Here is a 20,194-nt window from a genome sequence, read left to right on the forward strand (position 1 = left end):
ATGATCCCGCTGCAAGACCTGCTGATCTTCGCCGCCGCCGCGTTGCTGATGGTACTGACGCCGGGGCCGAACATGATCTACCTGATCTCGCGTTCGATCTGTCAGGGACGCAAGGCCGGGGTCACGTCGTTGCTTGGCGTGGTGGCGGGGTTCTTTGTGCATCTGTTCGCGGCGGCAGCCGGTCTGACCGCTGTGTTTCTTGCAGTGCCGATGGCTTACGAAGTGCTGAAATGGGCCGGTGCGCTGTACCTGCTGTGGCTGGCCTGGCAAGCGCTGAAACCCGGTGCGCGCTCGCCGTTCGAAGCGCAGCAATTGCCGGCGGATTCGTCGCGCAAGCTGATCACCATGGGCTTTCTCACCAGCGCCCTGAACCCGAAAATTGCGGTGTTCTACCTTTCGGTGTTCCCGCAGTTCATCACCCCTGAGCATGGCTCGGTGTTCACCCAAAGCATCGTGCTCGGCCTGACCCAGATCAGTGTCAGTTTCTGCGTCAACTTGCTGATCGCGTTGTTCGCGGCGGGCATTGCGTCGTGGTTCGTGCGTAACCCGACGTGGCTGGTGCTGCAGCGTTATTTCATGGGGTTCGTCCTCGGCGGCCTCGCTGTGCGGCTGATGCTTGAGCAAAGAAGGACGGCATGAGCATGTCGATCGAACGGCTGGACGCCAGCCACGCTCTGGCTTACCGAGAGCTGATGCTCGAAGCCTACGATCGTCATCCGCAGGCGTTCACTTCCAGCGTACGTGAGCGTGCGGTGATGCCGTTGAGTTGGTGGGAAGCACGCCTGACCAGCAAACTCGACGTGGTACTTGGCGCGTTTGAAGCCGGCACGCTGGCCGGGATTGTCGGGCTGGCCTTCGAGCCGCGCGAAAAGGCCCGGCATAAGGCCACGCTGTTCGGCATGTATGTTTCGGCGGATTTTCGTCAGCACGGTTTGGGTCATGAACTGGTGCAAGCAGCGATTGCCGAAACGCAAAACCACCCCGAACTGAAAGTCATCCAGCTCACCGTCACCGCCGGCAATGACGCCGCGTTCAATCTCTATCAGCGCTGCGGCTTCATCCAGTTCGGCCTCGAACCGCTGGCAGTGCGGGTGGGCGAAGACTACTTCGACAAGATCCACATGTGGCGCGAGATCTGATATCACCCCGCCCTTGTGGGAGCGAGCTTGCTCGCGAATGCGGTAGAACATTCAACAACCAGATTGACTGACCCGACGCCTTCGCGAGCAAGCTCGCTCCCACAGGGTTCAGCGCACCGCGCTGACGCCGTCCAGCGTCGAGAACGAGGTGTCCTTGGCCGTCAGCAGAAAATCACGCATGTACGGGGCATCGAGCATGTCGGTGCGAATCGCCGCGTACAGCGTCGCGAACAAACCCTTTTCCCCCAGCCGCTTACCCTTCACATATCCGCGCGAGCTGTACTCGTGCAGCGCCCAGTGCGGCATGCCGCAGACGCCTCGGCCGCTGGCGACCAGCTGCATCATCATCACTGTCAGCTCTGAAGTGCGCACCTGTGCTGGCTCGATGTCGGCCGGTTCCAGGAAACGCGTGAAGATGTCGAGGCGGTCGCGTTCCACCGGGTAGGTGATCAGCGTTTCCGTCAGCAAGTCTTCGGGGACGATGTACGGTTTGCTCGCCAATGCATGCTGATTGGCCACGGCAAGCATGGCTTCATAAGTGAACAGCGGCACATAGGTGATGCCAGCGATTTCCAATGGATCAGACGTCACCACCAGATCCAGATCACCACGCGCCAGCGCCGGCAGCGGGGCGAAGGCGAAACCCGAAGCGAGGTCGAGTTCGACTTCTGGCCAGGCATCGCGGAACTGGTCGATGGTCGGCATCAGCCACTGAAAGCAACTGTGGCACTCAATGGCCATATGCAAACGCCCGGCGGTGCCACCGGCCAGACGGCCGATGTCCCGTTCAGCCGCGCGCAGCAGCGGCAGGGTCGCGTCGGCCAGTTGCAGCAGGCGCAAGCCGGCGCTGGTGAAACGCACCGGTTTGGTCTTGCGCACAAAAAGCGCCATGCCCAGCCGTTCTTCAAGCTCCTTGAACTGGTGGGACAGTGCTGACTGCGTCAGGTGCAAACGGTCGGCGGCATCGACCAGGCTGTCGGCTTCGCGCAAGGCGTGCAGGGTTTTCAGGTGGCGGATTTCAAGCACCGATGGCTCCATGAGGAAAACTTGTGATAAACACGAAAGCGGTGAGTTTGTCTCATGTTTGCCGGGCTGTCGACAGCGGTGCCTGGTTTTGCTGGAGAACTGCCAGATTGTGGCTCAGCAGTTCTCCGTGGGGCAGACGCTGCTCATTCTCAGAGTGCTTCGAAATGCCCGAGAACAATCGACTGTCCGGTGATTCTGGAATCGAGCAAGGTCGGCTCGTCAGCGTGAGTCAGCAAGCGATGTTCTGGCAGTTTCAGGTGGGCCCTTTCGAACTGGCGAAATGGCCGGTTAGCCGAGCGGTAATGGAAGTGCACATACCAGAGCAATTGCGCAGGCTCGCGCGTGAGGTTCCAGATCTCATATTCCTGCAGGTAGTTGGGGCGGCCTTGATAGTCGGCCAGTCGCTGGATCGGACTGATTCGGCGGATTTCCACCGCATTCTGAGCGATGAGGTCATCCAGCATGCCGTCGGTAGGCCTTTGACTGGTCAATGAACGTTGGGAGCGCAGGGTACGACCTTCGACGATCAGTTCACCCGCCCGATCACGCAATTGCTGAATCATCGGATGCTCGGCAGACTTGGCCGCGATCGCGTCGGCGCGGGTGTTCAGTTCCCCCGCCTGACTGTCCATCATGTGTTGCAGGTTGACCGGGAGCATGCCCGCGTCGGCGTTTCTCTGAACCGTGGCGCGGTAAGTGGCGAGGTTATCCAGACGCTGCTGTGCCTCGGTAACCAGGGTGGGCAGACTCAGCCCGGCGGGCGGACGGTTTATTCTGATTGGCGGGTTGGTCAGGCGCATGACGCCATCGGCGCCTTGTTCCCAGATTTCCTCATGGCCTCCAGGCCCCGTGCATCGATATCGACGCGTCTGAGTGGCGTTATCCCATTGCTCCACGCCATGGCGCAGTTGATTGTCTTGCGTGAGGAATATTCGCTGCAGCGGTCGCCCTGCGAGTGTTGGCGCCGCTGGTCTGTTGATTCCGGCACGGGCTCGATCCGCCAGTCGGTCAACGCCTTCGAGCAATGGCTCGACCACCTCCAGATGAAAGAATTGTGGGTAACTGGCGGTCCAGAAAGTCATCTCGCGGCGAAACTCGACGCAGGCGTCGACGCTTTCCTGAAGAATGCGGTTACGTTGTGCGTTTGTACTCTGAATGTTCGGCAGATCGTACTGACGGTACAGGGCGCGATCGATGGTATTGCGCAGGGGCTCTGCCAGTTCTCGCAGATAGCGCCACGACGCATCGTCCGGATTGCCGGCTTTCTTGACGATTTCCAGGCGCTGGGACGTTCTCAGGTACAGCAAGATTGCATCGCTTTGATGGGTATTGAGGTTGTCGACGAGCGCGGAGATTTTCGGCCGGTCTTTCGCGAGAATACGTTCATACCAGTGATTGACCTGCTCCTTGAGCGCTTCCATATGGTCGAGCTTTTTCACGATCTCGACGCGCAGCACGCGTATCTCTTCGATGATTTCCAGGCGCCGGGTCACTGTGCCGGGTGGCAGAGCGTTGTGTGCCTGCTTCAGTTCCCTGACCTTCAATGTCATGGCATGCACACTGTGCGATGTGTGAACAGCGCGTCGCCGATAGCGATCACTCAATAGCCATGCGGTCTTGCTTTGCATGTCAGCAGCCTCCCTGCGCTTTCTGCCATGGGTCAGCTCAATCAGCTCGCTCAAGGTCTGATAACGCTGTTTGGCCAACTGAATATCGCCAACGCAAGCGGCTTCGACAGCCGGCCACATGGGCGGGCGTTCGGCGACCGGGGCTTCGCGATAGGCGTTGATCACCCGGTCGCTTTTGGCGCCTCTGACCTGTAGTCGGTCAGCCAGGTCGTCAGCCGCAGCGGTCAGCCGATGGTGGCGGCGAAACTCCCGATCCACCAGCCAGCGCGGCAGGCGCTGCCGAATCGCTGGCGGCCAGTAAGGGTCGAGTGTGTCGACCATCCGCCCGCCGACATTGCCACCCCCCGATACGCCACCTTCAAGGGCTGTGCCATAGACGCCGAACCAAGTGTCCCATCGTCCGCTTTCATCCAGTGCGATCGGCTGCTTGTAGGTTTTTCGCGAGTTGCCAGACAGGCGCCAGCTGCGCGAATCCCGGCTCAGCTCCACTTGGTAGAGGCGACCCTGACGTTCAACGAAGTCGCCGTCGGCGTGCCGGTAAATCCCGCGATAGAGGCCGTGGCTGGCAGGCTCGATGCTGGCCAGAGAAATAGGCTTTTCATATTCGTAATCCTTGAAGCGCGTCAGCACATGCCTGGCTTGACGCTGCGACTTGCCGTGCAGCGCCGCCACATTGCCGAGCACCGCGTGGAGCTGCCGAGCCTGTGTCAATGCGCGTGTCGTCCGCGAGAGCGTCGAGGCCACCGCTTCGCCCGGAAGCAGATCCATGAGGGCGTCGATCAACGACAGCAGCATGGACTCGATTTCCGCCAGACCGTCAGCCACGTCGCCACGCAAGAACGCGACGACGGCCTGATTCGCAGCCGTCCAGGCCTGATAAAGCGCCAGCACACTGCCGACGAAGGGCACCATGCCCAAGGCCATTTTTATGTAGTTGAAGGCGCGCGGGCCTTTCAGGGTGTAGCGCTCGAAGAACAGCTCATCGTTGGAGCGCGAGGTACCGCGATGGGCTTCGATCAAGCGTCCCATGTGTGCGTCGAGCAGGTGCGCGGCGAACGAAGTAGTCGCGGGCCAGCTCACCCCGACTTCGATGATGGCATCGAAGTTTTTTTCCACGGCCTGACCGATACGGTTGATATGGGCCCGGACATTGCCCTGCAAAGCCCTGTTCGCCAGGTACTCGATCCTCTTGTCACTCCCGCACAACGCGAACAGCCCTTTGCGCGCCGCTTCGAGCGTGTCGTAACGGCGGAAAAACTGCCCGTCGTGGCTGTCTGGCAGGTACAACAGAGTGACGCCGCTGATCTGCTCTTCGATCAGGCTGACGCCGGACAGGGTCACCGGGCCTTCGCCGGGGGTGTCCCTGCCGCCGACTTTCAGCGACACCGGCAACAGAACCAGGCGCTTGCCGTTGGCTTGCCACGCCTCGGTGGTGTTGGCATCGATGGCGATGTTCAGCAGCGCGGCTTCATCAGGGCTGAGGTGTTTTTGCAGGCGCGCATTTTCGCTTTGGATTTTCAGCATCAGGCGCCAAGGCTCGATCAGGCTTTCCCGGCGGTGTTGTTTGACGAATTCCGACTCGCTGGTGGCGCCCCTGAAGGCATCGTGGATTTTCTGTTCATAGGCTTTGGGCAGGTCGAGTTCCGGCAGGACTTTGCGCAGGTAGGTCAGGTTGATGCCGTTGAGCAGGCGAGTGCGATCCTTTTTCAGCGTCGCGGTGACCTCCAGCCTCAGGAAAATCAGACGCTGCGAGAGTGAGTCATTGAGCACTGAATGGACGTTGTCGATATTGAGCTGGGCCAGGTCTTCCAGCGACATTTTGCTGCGGGCTTTGCTGGGCACAATGGTCGTGGTCTTCCTGACGCCACCAGGCCCCGACTCGGGAACCTGTTCGGTCTTGGTCGAGTCGGGCAGTTCGACCTGGATGGAGAAGTGGCCTTCAAGGGAAAAGTCCTTGCGCAGTCGGGCGTGCAGGTGGCGGCGGGTGAAGTCGTCACGGGGTTCCAGCGCGAGGGTCATGAGCGCGTGGCTTTCGCGCATTGCCGCGATGTACGCCTCGATGTTCTGTTTGAGCCCGTTACGCTCGTGCTCCTTGAGCTTGATCAGCCAGTCCGGCAGATGGCCGGCAAGAGTACCGCTGCGTTCCTGCTCTTGCAGGTGAGCAAAGGTCAGGCTTCTGGCGGCGTGAACCGGAACCTGCACATGGGCGAGGTAGTCCTGACGCAGAATTTCCAGCGCGTCAGCCTGTTCGGGTTTGCCGCGCAGAGGTGCGGCTTTTGCTTCGAAGTCGGTCACCAGCTCATTGAGGCAATGATGCAGTGGGTCTGTGGTGAGCGGGCTCAGTTGCACGGTCACGTCGCTGTCGTGGTCCAGAATCCTGAATACTTCGCGCTCCAGTGTCCGGCGATCGGCAAAGCGTTGCAGGCCACCGCCGGTGCCCGGCCAGTAGAGCATGAGGCTGGAAGTCGCTGCCCTGTCAGAGAGGGCAGCTTGCCGTCCGATGAGCAGCGCGCCCTTGAGTGGTTCGCTCTGCGTCGTACGGATCCCTTCCTTGGTTTCGGTCCGCGACAGCGTCAGGCTGGCCGCCGTGAAATCAGCGTCGCGTTCAGCCGCGACGGGGCTGTCCAGGACGGCCTTGAGCAGATCGTGTTCGGCACTGTCGAGTTGGCCCAGCGCCGCTTGCAGTCTGCCTTCGGCGTACAAGCCGTCCTGGTGCGCCTGACGAAGGGCCGTGAACGCTGTGTTGAAAGCGCTCGCGTCGAGGGCACTGTCGCGGTAAAGCAGCAATGTGGCGGCGGTCTCGCCGGCTTGTTCGGCTGTCTCCAGCGCTTCGAGGGCGTCCTTGCACTCTCGATATCCAGAGCCGTCACCGTCGTTGTCCTGCAAGCGTTCGAGCGCATCGCGTTCACGTTTGAGCGCCGCTTGTCGTACCGCCAGTGGAATGCCGGCCGACAGGCTGCCGAACAGCGGTTTCTCATCCGTCTGGCTATCGCTGCCGGGCGCGAGCGGTTTTGGCGGGGCCGCCACAATGATCGCGCTGCTGCGCTGATGATCGATCAGGTCGACATGGACCAGCGATTGCGCACCGTGCTCGCGGATCCCGGGCTTGCCTTTATTGGTGTTGCTCAAGGCATCGAGCTGCGCGTGGTGTCGGTCGGCGAACAGGTCGCTCGCCCCGGTGACCATCGGGTCGAGCGCCGCGCTGTAGTCGATGCGCCGGATTTCCTTGGGCAGTCCCGTGGGTATCTGTACCTGACGGGTCAGCCAGATTTGCATCTCTGCGCGTGTGTTGAAGGCCTGGATCGACGCGGCGTTGCAGGGCAGATAAAGCAATGGCGCCGCCGTGGCCGGATCGCCGACGCTGACGACCCACGCACCGGGGAGTTTGACTTTGCTGTCGTTGCTCAACACCAGTGCCAGTTTTTCCGTGTGGATGGCTTGACCCTCGACTGTCAATGCACTAGCACCCGAATCGATAATTTGTTGTAGCGTTTTGAGTTGTGCGGCGCTGATGACGCGGTTGGCGTGGGCCGAATGCGCGGTGGCTTCGAAGTGCGCACGATAGAGCTGCGTGGCGCGGCTACTCCGTGACACAGGCGTGCGTGGTGCGCGCGCTTGCCAAAAGGCTGTCCAGCGAGCCTCGTGGCTTTTGCGTGGATCGAGCGATTTGAGCTTCTCAAGGAGTTGCCGGGGTTTCAGTGCGTACAGCGGATGATCGGCGCCGATACCTGTGAGCTCACAACGCTGATCCAGATCGGTTTCCAGCGTCGGCTGTTGAACGACGAAGGCACAGGCATCGGTAAGGCTGACGATATGTTCCGGCTCGTCATCGGTGGCGGCGAAGCGCAATCCGGTTGTTTCGCCATCCAGTTGCAGCTGGTGTCGCAGCAGCTCATTGACGCTGCCGCGCAGGGCAGGGCTGGCGGCAAACAATTCGCGCAAACCCTCACGGCTGGCGCGCCAGCGATGGCTGGCCTGCTGCAACAGGCTGTCATCGATCGTTTTCGGCAGGTGCTCGACGGTCTCGGGCAATGGTGAGGGGGCGGGGAGTTCATCCAGAACAAGGCGATCGGGCATGGGGGCATGACTCGCATGGCGGGGCGGGAAATCCGTCCCTGAGCGGGTCATTGAAGAGAAATCGCGCAAGGCGATGGCGGTACATAGATATTGTTTGCAACAGACGCCCATGACCGCTCGGCACTCTTCATCAAACTGTCATGGAACTGTGGCAGCGCGCTTGTACAAACTTCATCAGACTCGCGCTCTACTGGGGTTCTGCGTTTCGGTGTTTTTCATGGCTAAGGGTTTTCTTTCTGTCGCGGCTTTGTTGGTCGCGATTTTTTTCGGATCGTCGTCATGGGCGGCGGCGCGTTGCGATGTGAATGTGCCGACCGAACACGTCGATCTGTCGCAGGTGAGCCTGGCTTACCAGAGCATTGGTCGCGCATCGGATCCGGCGTTGTTGCTGGTCATGGGCCTGGGTGGACAGTTGATCCACTGGCCGGACGAAGTGGTCGTTGCGCTGTGCCAGCAGGGCTTTCGGGTGATCCGCTACGACAACCGCGATGTCGGCCTGTCGACCTGGCGTCAGGCGCCGGCTGAAGCCAATCTGACCTTTGAAGTGCTGCGCTACAAGCTCGGTCTGCCGGTGGCGGCGCCGTACAGCCTGACGGACATGGCGGACGACGCGCTGGGTTTGATGGACGCTTTGCATGTTGAGCAATTCCACGTGCTGGGCGCGAGCATGGGCGGGATGATCGCCCAGCACATGGCTGCGATGGCGCCGCAGCGGGTCGAAAGTCTGACGTTGATCATGACCAGCTCTGGCGCTGAAGGATTGCCGGCTCCGAGTGCCGCGCTGGTGCAGTTGTTGTCGCGTCGCGGCGCACCGAATCGTCAGGTGGCGCTGGAGCAACAGGCGGATCTGTTGGCGGCGCTGGGCAGCCCGGCGGTGACGGATGATCGGCAGGCCTTGCTGCATCAGGCGGCGCTGTCGTATGACCGGGCGTTCAACCCCGAAGGCGTGAAGCGGCAGATCATGGCGATCCTCGCCGAGCCGAGTCGGGTGGCGTTACTCAACCAATTGCGCGTGCCGACGCTGGTGGTGCATGGCACGGCGGACCCGTTGTTGCCGGTGATGCACGGCGTGCATCTGGCGGCGCATATTCGTGGCAGTCAGTTGAAGCTGATTCCGGGATTGGCGCATCGCTTTCAAGAGGCGTTCAAGGAGCCGTTGCTGGCGGCGGTGCTGCCGTATCTGCAGGCGCATCGTGAAGACACCTCGCACTGGGCGCAGATCGAGCCGGTGGTGGGCGGGAATCTGCTGTAACCAAAAGTGGACGGTGTTGTTATGGCCCCTTCGCGAGCAAGCTCGCTCCCACATTTGGAATGCGTACCCCTGTGGGAGCGAGCTTGCTCGCGAAGGGGGCGTTACAGTCACTACAAAACCCAGCCCCGGTGTATCGTGCAAACTTTCCCGCACGATTTTCCCCTGCGAGGTGTGTGATGAGTTCTGCTCTGAAAATCGATTTTGTCAGCGACGTCTCCTGCCCATGGTGCGTTGTCGGTTTGTATGGCTTGCTGGAAGCGCTGGAAATCCTGCGCAACGAAGTGCAGGCCGAGATCCGTTTCCAGCCGTTCGAGCTGAATCCGAAAATGAGTGCCGAAGGGCAGAACATTGCCGAGCACATCCACGAAAAATACGGCTCTACTCCCGAACAATCGCAGAAAAATCGTGAAGCCATCCGTGCCCGTGGCGCTGAACTCGGGTTCGCGTTTCGCACTGATGGCAACAGCCGTATCTACAACACTTTCGATGCGCACCGCTTGTTGTATTGGGCCGGGCTTGAAGGGGAGCAGTTGGCTTTGAAAGAGGCGCTGTTCAAGACGTACTTCAGCGATGGCGGCAATCCGTCGGATCATCGCCAGCTTGTGCTGATTGCTGAAAGCGTCGGGCTGGATCGCCAGCGGGCCGAGGCTGTTCTGGCGTCTGACGAGTTTGCCGATGAAGTGCGTGAAGAAGAACAGCTGTGGCTGCAACGCGGGGTGAGTTCGGTGCCGACCGTGGTGTTCAACGGGCAGTACGCGGTGACTGGCGGGCAGCCGGTGGAGACGTTTGTCGGGGCGATTCGGCAGATTATGGCTGAGTCCAAGGGCGGGACGGTCAGCTGATATCGGTAGGAGCCAAAAGCCCCTCACCCTAACCCTCTCCCAGAGGGAGAGGGGACTGATTGGGGGATGCTGGAGTTGTACGCCGACCTGAACGTGCTGTACCGAATCCATAATCAACTGGATCTTTCAGGTCAATGTCAGACGCAAGACACCTCGGTCGGCCCCCTCTCCCTCTGGGAGAGGGCTGGGGTGAGGGTCAGCTGTGCAGGCGCACCCAAACCGTCACCAACACCGTAGCAGCCATCAACCACGCCACCGCCGCCACGGCCAGCGAAGCCTCCAGCCGCAGCCGATCCACCATCACGTACAACGTCGCCAGATAAATGAAGTACGGAATGATTGACCACATGCCAAACACGATCGTGGTCTTCAGATCCTCAACCGAACGCCCCTTGCCAACGATGTAATGCGCAATCAGCGCGAACGTCGGGAACAGCGGCACCAACCCGGCAATGTAATAGTTTCTGGTTTTCGACAGCGCCGCGATGATCAGTACTACCGCTGCGCCCAACAGGGCTTTGAAAAACAGATCCATCAGTGGCTCAACCCGTACTTCTTTACTTTGTCGAACAGCGTGGTCTTGGCCATACCCAATTCCAGACTCGCCTGAGTCAGGTTGCCGCCGCTGCGTTGCAGGGCATCGCTGAGCAGGTTGCGCTCGAACGCTTCCACCGCTTCGGCAAACGCCAGCCCTTGTCCGCCACTGTTGGCCCCCGACTTCTTGAACGCCGGCAGACCGAGGGCGAAGCGTTCGGCGACGTTGCGCAGTTCACGCACGTTGCCCGGCCAGTCGTGACTCATCAGGTTCGACAGGGTCTGGTTGTCCAGCTCCGGCAGCGCGCGATCAAAGCGCAGGGCCGACTGCTGGGTGAAGTGTTCGAACAGTTGCAGGATGTCTTCGCGGCGCTCGCGCAATGGCGGCAGTTCCAGCGTCACCACGTTGAGGCGGTAGTACAAGTCGCTGCGGAACTCGCCGGCCTTGCTCGCTTCGTCGAGGTCGGATTTGGTCGCCGCGATCACCCGGCAATCCACCGCCACGCTCTGGTTCGAGCCGAGACGTTCGAGGGTGCGTTCCTGCAATACGCGCAGCAGTTTGATCTGCAAGGGCAGCGGCATGCTTTCCACTTCGTCGAGGAACAATGTGCCGCCGTCGGCGTGTTCGATCTTGCCGATGCGACGCTTGCCAGCGCCCGTAAACGCGTTGGCCTCGTGGCCGAAGATTTCACTTTCGAAAAGGTTTTCCGGCAGACCACCGCAGTTCAGCGCGACGAATTGCTTGCTGTGGCGCCGACTGAAGTCGTGCAGGCAACGCGCGACCAGCTCCTTACCGGTGCCGGTCTCGCCCTCGATCAACACGTTGGCCGAGGTGTCGGCGACGTTGGCGATCAATTCGCGCAGGTTTTGCATGGCCGGCGAGCGGCCGATGATCCGCCCCTCGAGGGAATCGCGCTCGGCCAGTTGCCGACGCAGCGATGACACTTCGCGGGCGAGGCTGCGTTGCTCCAGCGCTCGTCGTGCGACATCCACCAGACGTTCCGGCGAGAACGGTTTTTCCATGAAGTCGTAGGCGCCTTTCTGCATCGCGCCGACGGCCATGGAAATGTCGCCGTGGCCGGTGATCAACACCACCGGCAGGCTGCGATCGCGCTGCTTGAGACGGGTCAGCAGTTCCAGGCCATCAATGCCCGGCAGGCGAATATCGCTGATGACGATGCCGGCAAAATTGTCGCCGACACGCTCCAGCGCTTCCTCGGCACTGCCGACACCGACGCAGGGAATGTCTTCCAGGGTCAGCGCCTGTTGGCAGCCGAGCAGCACATGGGGGTCGTCTTCGACGATCAGTACACTGAGTTCGGGGTTCATATTGGCTCGGCGGGAGTAGGGCTTACCAACGGTAAACTGAGGACGAAAGTGGTACCTCCGCTGGCCGGGTGTTCGACACCCAGATGACCACCGGTGGCAGCCGCGAGGCTGGCGGAAAGGGTCAGTCCCAGACCCAGGCCTTGTTCGCCGGGTTTGGTGGTGAAAAACGGTTCGAACAGATGCTTGCGCGCTTCGGCGTCGACACCGTGGCCGTTGTCGCGCACGCGCAGGCGATACTTGGCGTTGAACTCTTCGCCCTCCAGCCACAGTTCGGGCTGTGGTTGCGTTTGCATGGCGTCGAGGGCGTTGCCGATGAGGTTGACCAGAATCTGTTCGAGGCGGGTCTGGTCGATCTGCACCTGGACATCAGTGAACTGGCGGTGAATGTTGACCGCCGAACTCTCCAGGCGTGCACCGAGCAATTGCAGCGCTGCCTCTACGGCTTTGCCGAGGCTGGCCTGGCCCTGGTTGTCGCCGCGCCGGGCGAACGAACGCAGGCTGGCGGTGATTCGGCCCATGCGGTCGATCAGCTCGTTGATGGTTTTCAGATTGGTGCTGGCGACATCCAGCTGACCGCGTTCGAGGAAGCGCACGGTGTTGCCCGACAGCGTACGCATCGCCGCCAACGGCTGGTTCAATTCATGGGCAATGCTGGTCGACATCTGGCCGATGGCAGCGAGTTTGCCGGCCTGGACCAGTTCATCCTGCGCACGCCGCAAGGTCTCTTCAGCCTGACGGCGTTCACGGATCTGGCTCTTCAGTCGTTCGTTGCTGGCGCGCAGGTCGGTGGTGCGTTCGGTAATCCGACGCTCCAGCTGATTGTTGGCTTCCTGCAAGGCTTCACGGGCCGCGAGGCGGGTGGCGATGACCTTGCGCCGCTCGTTCCAGGCGATCAGCAGGAAGGCCACCAACGCGAAGGCAACCGCGACTAGAATCCCTTGATTGATCGCTTCACGGCGCAGGTCCTGCAACGGCGTGAGCAGGGTGAAATTCCACGGCGTGTCGCTCAGCGGTCTGGTCTGCGCCAGATAGCTGATGTCGTCCTCGCCGGACTGCACTTCGCTGTTGGCCGGGAAGGTGAGTTTTTCTACGCCCTCGGACAAGGTTTCGCGGGCCAACGGTTGCAGTTCGTTGAGCGGGAACCAGTAGTACTGCAGGCTGCGGGCAAGTTTTTCCTTGGTGGCTTCACTCAGGGGAATCACTGCTTTCAGGCGCCGGGCCGGATCGCTGGACAAAATGATGATGCCGTTTTCATCGCTGACGAAGGCTTCCAGACGCGCCCGCTGCCAGCGTTCTTCCATGGCTTCCAGGCGCACTTTGACCACCGCGACGCCGATGATCTTGCCATGCTCTTCGAGGCCGTGAGCGAGGTAATAACCGGGTTCGCCGTTGGTGCTGCCGATGCCGTAGAAACGCCCGGGTTCGCCGCGTACGGCTTTCTGGAAATAGGCGCGGAAGGACAGGTCTTCACCCAGATAACTGTCGACATCGCGCCAGTTGCTGGTGGCCATGACGCGGCCGGTGGTGTCCATGACGTAGATGGCCCGACTGCGGCTGCGCCGGTTCAGGCCTTCAAGGTAAGCGTTGACCGTTTCCCGGTATTGCGGGGTCGGGTCGGCCAGCAGCTGCGACACACTGGTTTCGAGTTCCAGCAGGCTGGGCAGGTAGGTGTATTTGCTGATCTCGCTTTCGACCGCGCGGGCGTGCAGTTCGAGCTGACGCTGACCGTTCTCGCCGAGGCTGCGAATGCCGAAATGCTCACTGGTCCAGAAGCCGATAAAACCCAACCCGATCATCAGGGCGATGATCAGTGGCGGCAGGAACAAATGACGAATCAGACGGGGCTTCACGGCAAGTGATGGCGGCGCGGCGCGATAGAGATTGGGGTCGCATTTCATCACAGTTGCCTTGGGTCAACCACCACACTTGCAGGCTCACCGCTGTCCCTGTGGGAGCGAGCTTGCTCGCGAAGAGGCCGGATCAGTCAACATCAATGTTGAATGGCAGTCCGCTTTCGCGAGCAAGCTCGCTCCCACAGGGATTAGTGTGATGGCGCAAGTACTTGGTTTTAGTGCTGCAGGATTTTCTCGAGGAAGTGCTGCGCGCGTTCCGAGCGGGCGCTGATGTCGCCGAAGAATTCCTCTTTCGGGCAGTCTTCGATGATCTTGCCGGCGTCCATGAAAATCACCCGGTCGGCCACTTTGCGCGCAAAGCCCATTTCGTGGGTCACGCACATCATGGTCATGCCTTCGTGGGCCAGTTGCACCATCACGTCGAGCACTTCGTTGACCATCTCCGGGTCGAGCGCCGAGGTCGGTTCGTCGAACAGCATGACGATCGGGTCCATCGCCAGCGCACGGGCAATCGCCACACGCTGTTGCTGACCGCCGGACAATTGCCCCGGATGTTTGTGGGCATGTGCCGACAGACCGACGCGCTCGAGCAGTTGCAGACCTTTCTTGGTCGCTTCTTCCTTGCTGCGGCCCAACACCTTGATCTGCGCGATGGTCAGGTTTTCGGTGATGGTCAGGTGCGGGAACAGCTCGAAATGCTGGAACACCATGCCTACGCGCGAACGCAGTTTCGGCAGGTTGGTCTTCGAGTCGGCAATCGAGGTGCCGTCGACGACGATGTCGCCTTTCTGGAACGGCTCCAGCGCGTTGACGCACTTGATCAGAGTCGATTTGCCGGAACCCGACGGGCCGCAGACCACGATCACTTCACCTTTTTTGACCTCGGTGCTGCAATCAGTCAGCACCTGGAAGTCGCCATACCACTTGTTGATGTTTTTGATAGAGATCATACGGCGAACCTTTTTTGCAGACGCTTGACCAGCAGCGAGGCGGAAAAGCTGATGATGAAGTAGACGACACCGGCGAAGATCAGGAACTCGTTGGAACGACCGATGATGTCGCCGCTGGAGCGGGCGGAGTTGAGGAAGTCCACCAGGCCCACGGTGTAGACCAGCGAGGTGTCCTGGAACAGGATGATCGACTGTTGCAGCAGCAACGGCGTCATCTTGCGGAACGCCTGGGGCAGGATGATCAGACGCATGGTCTGGCCATAGGTCATGCCCATCGCTTGCGCGGCGGCCATCTGGCCTTTGGGGATCGACTGCACACCCGCACGGACGATCTCACAGAAGTACGCGGCTTCGAACATCATGAAGGCTACGACGCAGGAGGTGAACGCGCCGATCGGCGTGTCTTCGCCGGTGATCCAGCGCAGCACGAACGGCACCGCCAGGTAGAACCAGGTGATCACCAGCAGCAACGGGATCGAACGGAAGTAGTTCACATAAGCGCCGGCCACACGGGACAGCAATTTGCTCGACGACAGGCGCATCAGCGCCAGAATCGTCCCCAGCACGATGCCGCCGACCACGCCCATGACCATCAACTGCAAGGTCATGACCATGCCGTTCCACAGGCCCGGGATGGCGGGGATGATGCCGCTGAAATCGAAGTCCATTATTTACCCCCCACGGAGATCAGGCCGGGCACCGCGACTTTCTTCTCGACCATGCGCATCAGCAACATCAGGCTCATGTTCAGGGTGAAGTAGATCAGCGTGGCCAGGGTGAAGGCTTCAAACAGGTTGGCCGAGAATTCGGCGGTCTGTTTGGTTTGCGCCAGCAGTTCCATCAAACCGATCAAGGACGCCACGGAGGAGTTCTTGAAGACGTTGAGGAATTCCGAGGTGAGCGGTGGAATGATGATCCGGTAGGCCTGGGGCAGCAGCACGTTCCAGTAGATCTGCGGCAGCTTGAAACCCATGGCGCGGGCGGCGGCTTCCTGGCCGCGTGGCAGCGCCTGGATGCCGGTACGCACTTGTTCGCAAACGCGGGCAGCGGTGAACAGGCCCAGGCAGACGACAACGCTCAGGTAAGCCGAGGTGGTCGGGTTGAGGTCCTGTTTGTACCAGTCCTGCAGGTTTTGCGGCAGCAGATCAGGCACCAGGAAGTACCAGATGAACAGCTGAACCAGCAGCGGCACGTTGCGAAACAGTTCCACGTAGCAGGTCGCGATGCCCGATACGATGCGGTTTGGCACCGTGCGCATGACCCCCAGAATGGAGCCCAGCAGCAAGGCGATAATCCACGCCACGATGGCGATGGCGATGGTCCAGCCCAAACCGGTGACGTACCAGTCGAGATAAGTCTCGCTGCCGACGCCGGTGGACTTGAAGAACACGCCCCAGTCCCAGTTGTAATTCATTAGGGTCTCCCCTCGAGATCGATCGATGTACAAGCACCCGCTTGGGGAAGATCCTTTCCCGCCTGACGTTGAACGTCAGGCACACGCGATCGGCTCGAAAACCGCCAGGTCGAGTGTTCCACTGTATAGCCAGCAGGTAGTAACAGACGCCTGAGGGAGGGTGGCTCCCTCAGGAGATAAGGTTAGTCAGGAATCAGATTTTTACGTCAGGCGCCGGCTTGTCGCTCGGGGTGGCGATCAGATCTTTTACCTTGTCGCTCATCGGGAAGTTCAGGTTCAGGCCTTTTGGTGGAATCGGGCTCTCGAACCACTTGCTGTAGATCTTGTTGATCTCGCCGGACTTGTACAGCGCAACGATGGCGTCATCGACAGCTTTCTTGAAGGCCGGGTCGTCTTTGCGAACCATGCACGCGTAGGCTTCGAAGGACTGTGGCGTGCCGGTGATGATCCAGTCAGCCGGTTTCTTGGCCTTGGCTTCTTCGCCGGCCAGCAGCGCGTCGTCCATCATGAAGGCAACGGCGCGGCCGCTTTCCAGCATGTTGAAGGATTCACCGTGGTCTTTGGCGGAGATGATGTTCATGCCCATCTGCTTGTCGGCGTTCATCGCTTTGATGATGCGCTCGGACGTGGTGCCGGCAGTGGTCACGACGTTTTTGCCTTTCAGGTCGGCAAAGTCAGCGTAGGACGGCTTGCCATCCTTGTCTTTCTTGACCAGCAGACGGGTGCCGATTTCGAAGATGTTGACGGTGAAGTCGACTTGCTGAGCGCGTTCGGCGTTGTTGGTGGTGGAGCCGCACTCGATATCCGCGGTGCCGTTCTGGATCAGCGGAATACGGGTTTGCGAGGTCACCAGATTGTATTTGACCTGCAGGTCTGGCTTGTTCAGGTCTTTTTTCAGGGCTTCAACGATGGCCACTTGAATATCGTGGGAGTAGCCCACGGGTTTGCCGGAAGCGTCCGCGATGTAGGAAAACGGAATGGAGCTGTCGCGGTGTGCGAGCGTGATGGTGCCCGAATCGTTGATTTTCTTCAGGGTGCCGGTGAGTTCGGCGGCGAAAACTGGCGTGCTGATCAGAGCGGCCGCAATGGCTGCGCCCAGGATATGGGGAACGATGCGCATCAAATTTTCCTCGACATTGTTTTTTTTATGGAGCCAGTTTGTCGGCCCTTTTGTGCTTCGAATGCCTGACGGCTCCTGAAGTGTTGGCACAACAGGCATTCGTCGAGAGAGTGTAGAGCATGAGTCGTGCCAGACCAGTCGTAGATATCTAACTTGATGATTTATAACGTTATTAAAGTTTTGTGGCGGTATTTTTCACCCTGACTGATCCGGTTAACCGAATCGACCGTAAAGTCGCGTTCGGAAAACCGAACGCGACGCCTCAGCGCCACACCGGCAGACAATCAAACACGAACAGCACATGGGACGTCGCACAGATCACCCCGAACAACAGCACCAGAACGATCATCGGCGTACCTCCCCACACGCGGTAGCGCGGGCTGCCAAAGCGCTTGCGCGAAGCGCGTGCCAGCAGCGCCGGGGTGATCACCGCCCACAACGTTGCCGCCAACCCGGCGAAACCGATGGCATGCAAAAAGCCTTCCGGCCAGAGAAAACCACCGAGCATCGGCGGCCCGAACGTCATGGCGGCGGTCTGCAGGCGACCGACGGGGCTGTCGTCGAACTTCAGCACATCGGCCAGGTAATCGAACAAACCCAGGGTCACCCCGAGAAACGAACAGGCCACGGCGAAGTTGGAGAAAAACGTCAGCAGCAGATCGACGTTGGCGCTGTTGAGCCGTGAACCCAGGGCGCTGATCAAGACATCGATGTTGCCGCCGCGCTGGGCAATGTCCTTGAACGCGTCGCGGGGAATGTTGCCCATGCTGCAAAGCATCCACACCAGATACAGTGTCAGCGCGATCAGGGTGCCGCCGACCAGACAGGCGCGAATCCGCTGCGGGTCTTTGCCGTAATGCTTCATCAGGCTCGGCACGTTGCCGTGAAAACCGAACGAAGTCAGGCAGAAGGGCAGGGTCACCAGCAAATAGGGCCAGTAGTGGCTGTCGCCGCTGTTCAGATCAAGCAGTGTGGTGCTTTGCACATGGCCCAGCAAACCGCCGAAGGTCAGAAAGAACGCGAGGATTTTTGCGCCGAACACCAGCGTGGTCATGCGACTCACCGCCGTGGTGCTGAGCCAGACAATGAACGCCACCAGCAGCGTGAACCCCAGACCGCCGGCGCGCGATGACAGCTCGAACCCGAAGGATTGCGCGGTGTGGTGAATCACTGAGCCGCTGGCGGAAATGTAGGCGTACGTCAGGGTGTAGAGGACAAACACAATGCTCAAGCCGTTCAAACGGCTCCAGCCATGGCCGAGCAGATCCCGGGTGATCGTGGAGAAACTCGCGCCTTCGCGGTAGTTGAGATTGGCCTCGAGGATCATCAAGCCTGAGTGCAAGGTGCAGAACCAGGCAAACAGCAGCACGGCGACGGAGCCGTAGAACCACAGCCCGGACATGATCACCGGCAGCGAGAACATGCCGGCACCGACGATGGTGCCGCCGATGATCATGGCGCCGCCAAGGATCGACGGCGAGCGTTCGACAGCGGGAATGGAGGGTATTGAGGTGACGCGCATGGCAAGGCCTGCAATTTGAGTTGTTATATGGCAGTGGTTGCACGGTTCCTGTGGGGAGCGGGCTTGCCCGCGATAGCGGTTGTTCAGTCAACAGAGATGTTGATGCTGATGGCCTCTTCGCGGGCAAGCCCGCTCCCACAGGGTTTTGTGCTGGATGGCGATTCAGCGGATATCCAGCAGGTGCCGCACATTGGCCAATAGAAAGTCGTCCTGCCCCGGCAATGCATCGAACGACAAACCCACTGGCAACTCACCCGCCGCTGCCACCGGAACGCTGATGCTCGGCGCCGCCAGGTTGCTCGCCGGGTCGGTATTGCGCACGAAGGTTTCGAAATTGCTCTCATCCGCGCAAGCACTGAGCAGTGGTGCGCTGCAAGTGACGGTCGGGTAAGCCAGCAGATCCAGTTGATGGCGGCTGAAGAGGGCGCGGTACTCCTTCTCCAGACACAGCTTGCTCATCAGTGCCTGCACGTAGTCGGTGTAGGAAATCGCTGGGCTTTCCAGTTGGGCGGTGAGGATTTTCTTGATCGCCGGATCGCGAATCTGCGCGAGGATGTCGAGGAACTGTTCGCCGCGTCCTGCTTTCATCAGGAAGCGTGGAAAGTCGATGAAGAACTCATAGATCGGCAGCGGAAACTGAATGCTCTCGTTGATCTCGCCAATCACGGAATCGTCGACCGGCACGAAGATCACGCCACGATCAGCCAGGGTCTCGATGGCCGCGCGGCAATCACGTTGCACGTTTTCAGCGAGCTCGGCCCAGAGAAAATGCTCGGGAATGCCGATGCGCAATGGCCGGGTTTCAGGCTGATGCAGGCTGCCGTTCAATTGCGCGTGAACGAACTGACAATCTTCCACCGTGCGGGTCAGCAGGCCCGGGGTGTCTTTGGTTTGTGACACCGGGACGATGCCATCGGCGGGGTACACGCCCGTAGTTGGACGAAACCCGACAATCCCGCAGAACGCCGCCGGGATACGCACCGAGCCACCGGTGTCGGTGCCGACCGCGCACGCCACCAGCCCGGCAGCGACAGCCGCGGCACAACCGCCGCTGCTGCCACCGGCACTGTGGCGTTCGTTGACGGGGTTGAGCACGGCACCATGAGAATGGTTGGCCGAGGTCACGCCGAACGACAGTTCGTGCATGTTGTTCTTGCCGACAATCTGCGCGCCCAATTGCCGAAAGCGCTCGACGATGCCGGCATCGGCCTGCGGCACATAGTCGGCCAGCCCGGGCGTGCCGGCGGTGGTCGGCAGGCCGCTGACATTGATGTTGTCCTTGAACGATACCGGCAGGCCGTACAGTGCGCTGTCGCGATCGGCAGCATTTGCCTTGAACGCTGACGGGTCGAAGGTGATGAAACTGTTCAGATGTTGCATCTGCACATGGCGCTCGCGCAGGGCATGCTGCCAGGTGTCCGGGCAGTATTGGCCACTGCGAAAGCCGTTGACGAGCTGTTCAATTGAAAGCTGGCTGTACATGGATGATTCTCGGCGTGGAAAGGGAC

The 20,194-nt window shown here is 60.3% G+C and carries 15 protein-coding genes; 4 read left to right on the top strand and 11 right to left on the bottom strand.

Features of this window, described 5'->3' with window-relative positions; translation table 11 throughout:
* Together FGA82_RS20030 and FGA82_RS20035 are read left to right on the top strand one after the other, a co-directional pair.
* The gene (locus FGA82_RS20030) at window positions 1-639 is read left to right on the top strand and encodes a LysE family translocator (protein WP_122598878.1); all 639 of its coding nucleotides are present in this window, start codon (window positions 1-3) and stop codon (window positions 637-639) included.
* A 2-nt stretch (window positions 640-641) separates the two neighbouring features.
* Entirely contained in the window at window positions 642-1,139 is a 498-nt protein-coding gene (locus tag FGA82_RS20035) for a GNAT family N-acetyltransferase (protein ID WP_141128481.1), read from the top strand.
* 108 nt (window positions 1,140-1,247) lie between these two features.
* Here the strand turns inward: FGA82_RS20035 and metR are convergent, their stop codons facing one another.
* Together metR and FGA82_RS20050 are read right to left on the bottom strand one after the other, a co-directional pair.
* Window positions 1,248-2,165, bottom strand: a complete 918-nt coding sequence (metR, locus tag FGA82_RS20045) for a transcriptional regulator MetR (RefSeq protein WP_007916739.1) — start codon at window positions 2,163-2,165, stop codon at window positions 1,248-1,250.
* 149 nt (window positions 2,166-2,314) lie between these two features.
* Entirely contained in the window at window positions 2,315-7,870 is a 5,556-nt protein-coding gene (locus FGA82_RS20050; protein WP_141128429.1) for a dermonecrotic toxin domain-containing protein, read from the bottom strand.
* Between the two features lie 217 nt (window positions 7,871-8,087).
* Between FGA82_RS20050 and FGA82_RS20055 the strand changes: the two genes are divergently transcribed.
* On the top strand, window positions 8,088-9,122 hold the full coding sequence (locus FGA82_RS20055) for an alpha/beta fold hydrolase (RefSeq protein WP_141128430.1): 1,035 nt from the start codon (window positions 8,088-8,090) through the stop codon (window positions 9,120-9,122).
* A 176-nt stretch (window positions 9,123-9,298) separates the two neighbouring features.
* Window positions 9,299-9,964: a DsbA family oxidoreductase gene (locus tag FGA82_RS20065; protein ID WP_141128432.1), complete on the top strand. Its 666-nt coding sequence runs from the start codon at window positions 9,299-9,301 to the stop codon at window positions 9,962-9,964.
* A gap of 196 nt (window positions 9,965-10,160) precedes the next feature.
* Here FGA82_RS20065 and FGA82_RS20070 read toward each other — a convergent pair whose 3' ends face one another.
* The 9 genes from FGA82_RS20070 to FGA82_RS20115 form a co-directional block, all read right to left on the bottom strand.
* Window positions 10,161-10,499 carry a GlpM family protein gene (locus FGA82_RS20070; RefSeq protein WP_141128433.1) on the bottom strand — a complete coding sequence of 113 codons (339 nt, stop codon included), beginning with the start codon at window positions 10,497-10,499 and terminating at the stop codon, window positions 10,161-10,163.
* Window positions 10,499-11,827, bottom strand: a complete 1,329-nt coding sequence (locus FGA82_RS20075; protein WP_141128434.1) for a sigma-54-dependent transcriptional regulator — start codon at window positions 11,825-11,827, stop codon at window positions 10,499-10,501. Before FGA82_RS20075 ends, FGA82_RS20070 begins: the two co-directional genes overlap by 1 nt.
* On the bottom strand, window positions 11,824-13,725 hold the full coding sequence (locus FGA82_RS20080; protein ID WP_141128435.1) for a sensor histidine kinase: 1,902 nt from the start codon (window positions 13,723-13,725) through the stop codon (window positions 11,824-11,826). The genes FGA82_RS20075 and FGA82_RS20080 overlap by 4 nt, the downstream gene beginning before the upstream one ends.
* A gap of 170 nt (window positions 13,726-13,895) precedes the next feature.
* The gene (locus FGA82_RS20085; RefSeq protein ID WP_007963947.1) at window positions 13,896-14,630 is read right to left on the bottom strand and encodes an amino acid ABC transporter ATP-binding protein; all 735 of its coding nucleotides are present in this window, start codon (window positions 14,628-14,630) and stop codon (window positions 13,896-13,898) included.
* A complete protein-coding gene (locus FGA82_RS20090; protein ID WP_003227756.1) occupies window positions 14,627-15,298 on the bottom strand; it encodes an amino acid ABC transporter permease in 672 nt (223 codons plus the stop codon). Before FGA82_RS20090 ends, FGA82_RS20085 begins: the two co-directional genes overlap by 4 nt.
* The gene (locus FGA82_RS20095; RefSeq protein ID WP_008079435.1) at window positions 15,298-16,044 is read right to left on the bottom strand and encodes an amino acid ABC transporter permease; all 747 of its coding nucleotides are present in this window, start codon (window positions 16,042-16,044) and stop codon (window positions 15,298-15,300) included. Before FGA82_RS20095 ends, FGA82_RS20090 begins: the two co-directional genes overlap by 1 nt.
* 193 nt (window positions 16,045-16,237) lie before the next feature.
* Window positions 16,238-17,164, bottom strand: a complete 927-nt coding sequence (locus FGA82_RS20100) for a glutamate/aspartate ABC transporter substrate-binding protein (RefSeq protein ID WP_008079434.1) — start codon at window positions 17,162-17,164, stop codon at window positions 16,238-16,240.
* A gap of 262 nt (window positions 17,165-17,426) precedes the next feature.
* Complete coding sequence (mtr, locus tag FGA82_RS20105) at window positions 17,427-18,686, bottom strand: tryptophan permease (RefSeq protein WP_141128436.1); 1,260 nt, start codon at window positions 18,684-18,686, stop codon at window positions 17,427-17,429.
* A 162-nt stretch (window positions 18,687-18,848) separates the two neighbouring features.
* Window positions 18,849-20,168: an amidase family protein gene (locus tag FGA82_RS20115; protein ID WP_141128437.1), complete on the bottom strand. Its 1,320-nt coding sequence runs from the start codon at window positions 20,166-20,168 to the stop codon at window positions 18,849-18,851.
* Window positions 20,169-20,194: the final 26 nt, after the last annotated feature.

The organism is Pseudomonas fluorescens, from assembly GCF_005938625.1.
GTDB classification, from domain to species: Bacteria; Pseudomonadota; Gammaproteobacteria; order Pseudomonadales; family Pseudomonadaceae; genus Aquipseudomonas; species Aquipseudomonas fluorescens_BD.

Excerpts from the sequence above, each read along its gene's own strand:
- FGA82_RS20030 (WP_122598878.1), top strand. The coding sequence starts at position 1 with ATGATCCCGCTGCAAGACCTGCTGATCTTCGCCGCCGCCGCGTTGCTG.
- FGA82_RS20035 (WP_141128481.1), top strand. The coding sequence starts at position 642 with ATGTCGATCGAACGGCTGGACGCCAGCCACGCTCTGGCTTACCGAGAG.
- FGA82_RS20050 (WP_141128429.1), bottom strand. The coding sequence starts at position 7,870 with ATGCCCGATCGCCTTGTTCTGGATGAACTCCCCGCCCCCTCACCATTG.
- FGA82_RS20055 (WP_141128430.1), top strand. The coding sequence starts at position 8,088 with ATGGCTAAGGGTTTTCTTTCTGTCGCGGCTTTGTTGGTCGCGATTTTT.
- FGA82_RS20065 (WP_141128432.1), top strand. The coding sequence starts at position 9,299 with ATGAGTTCTGCTCTGAAAATCGATTTTGTCAGCGACGTCTCCTGCCCA.
- FGA82_RS20070 (WP_141128433.1), bottom strand. The coding sequence starts at position 10,499 with ATGGATCTGTTTTTCAAAGCCCTGTTGGGCGCAGCGGTAGTACTGATC.
- FGA82_RS20075 (WP_141128434.1), bottom strand. The coding sequence starts at position 11,827 with ATGAACCCCGAACTCAGTGTACTGATCGTCGAAGACGACCCCCATGTG.
- FGA82_RS20080 (WP_141128435.1), bottom strand. The coding sequence starts at position 13,725 with ATGAAATGCGACCCCAATCTCTATCGCGCCGCGCCGCCATCACTTGCC.
- FGA82_RS20085 (WP_007963947.1), bottom strand. The coding sequence starts at position 14,630 with ATGATCTCTATCAAAAACATCAACAAGTGGTATGGCGACTTCCAGGTG.
- FGA82_RS20090 (WP_003227756.1), bottom strand. The coding sequence starts at position 15,298 with ATGGACTTCGATTTCAGCGGCATCATCCCCGCCATCCCGGGCCTGTGG.
- FGA82_RS20095 (WP_008079435.1), bottom strand. The coding sequence starts at position 16,044 with ATGAATTACAACTGGGACTGGGGCGTGTTCTTCAAGTCCACCGGCGTC.
- FGA82_RS20100 (WP_008079434.1), bottom strand. The coding sequence starts at position 17,164 with ATGCGCATCGTTCCCCATATCCTGGGCGCAGCCATTGCGGCCGCTCTG.
- mtr (WP_141128436.1), bottom strand. The coding sequence starts at position 18,686 with ATGCGCGTCACCTCAATACCCTCCATTCCCGCTGTCGAACGCTCGCCG.
- FGA82_RS20115 (WP_141128437.1), bottom strand. The coding sequence starts at position 20,168 with ATGTACAGCCAGCTTTCAATTGAACAGCTCGTCAACGGCTTTCGCAGT.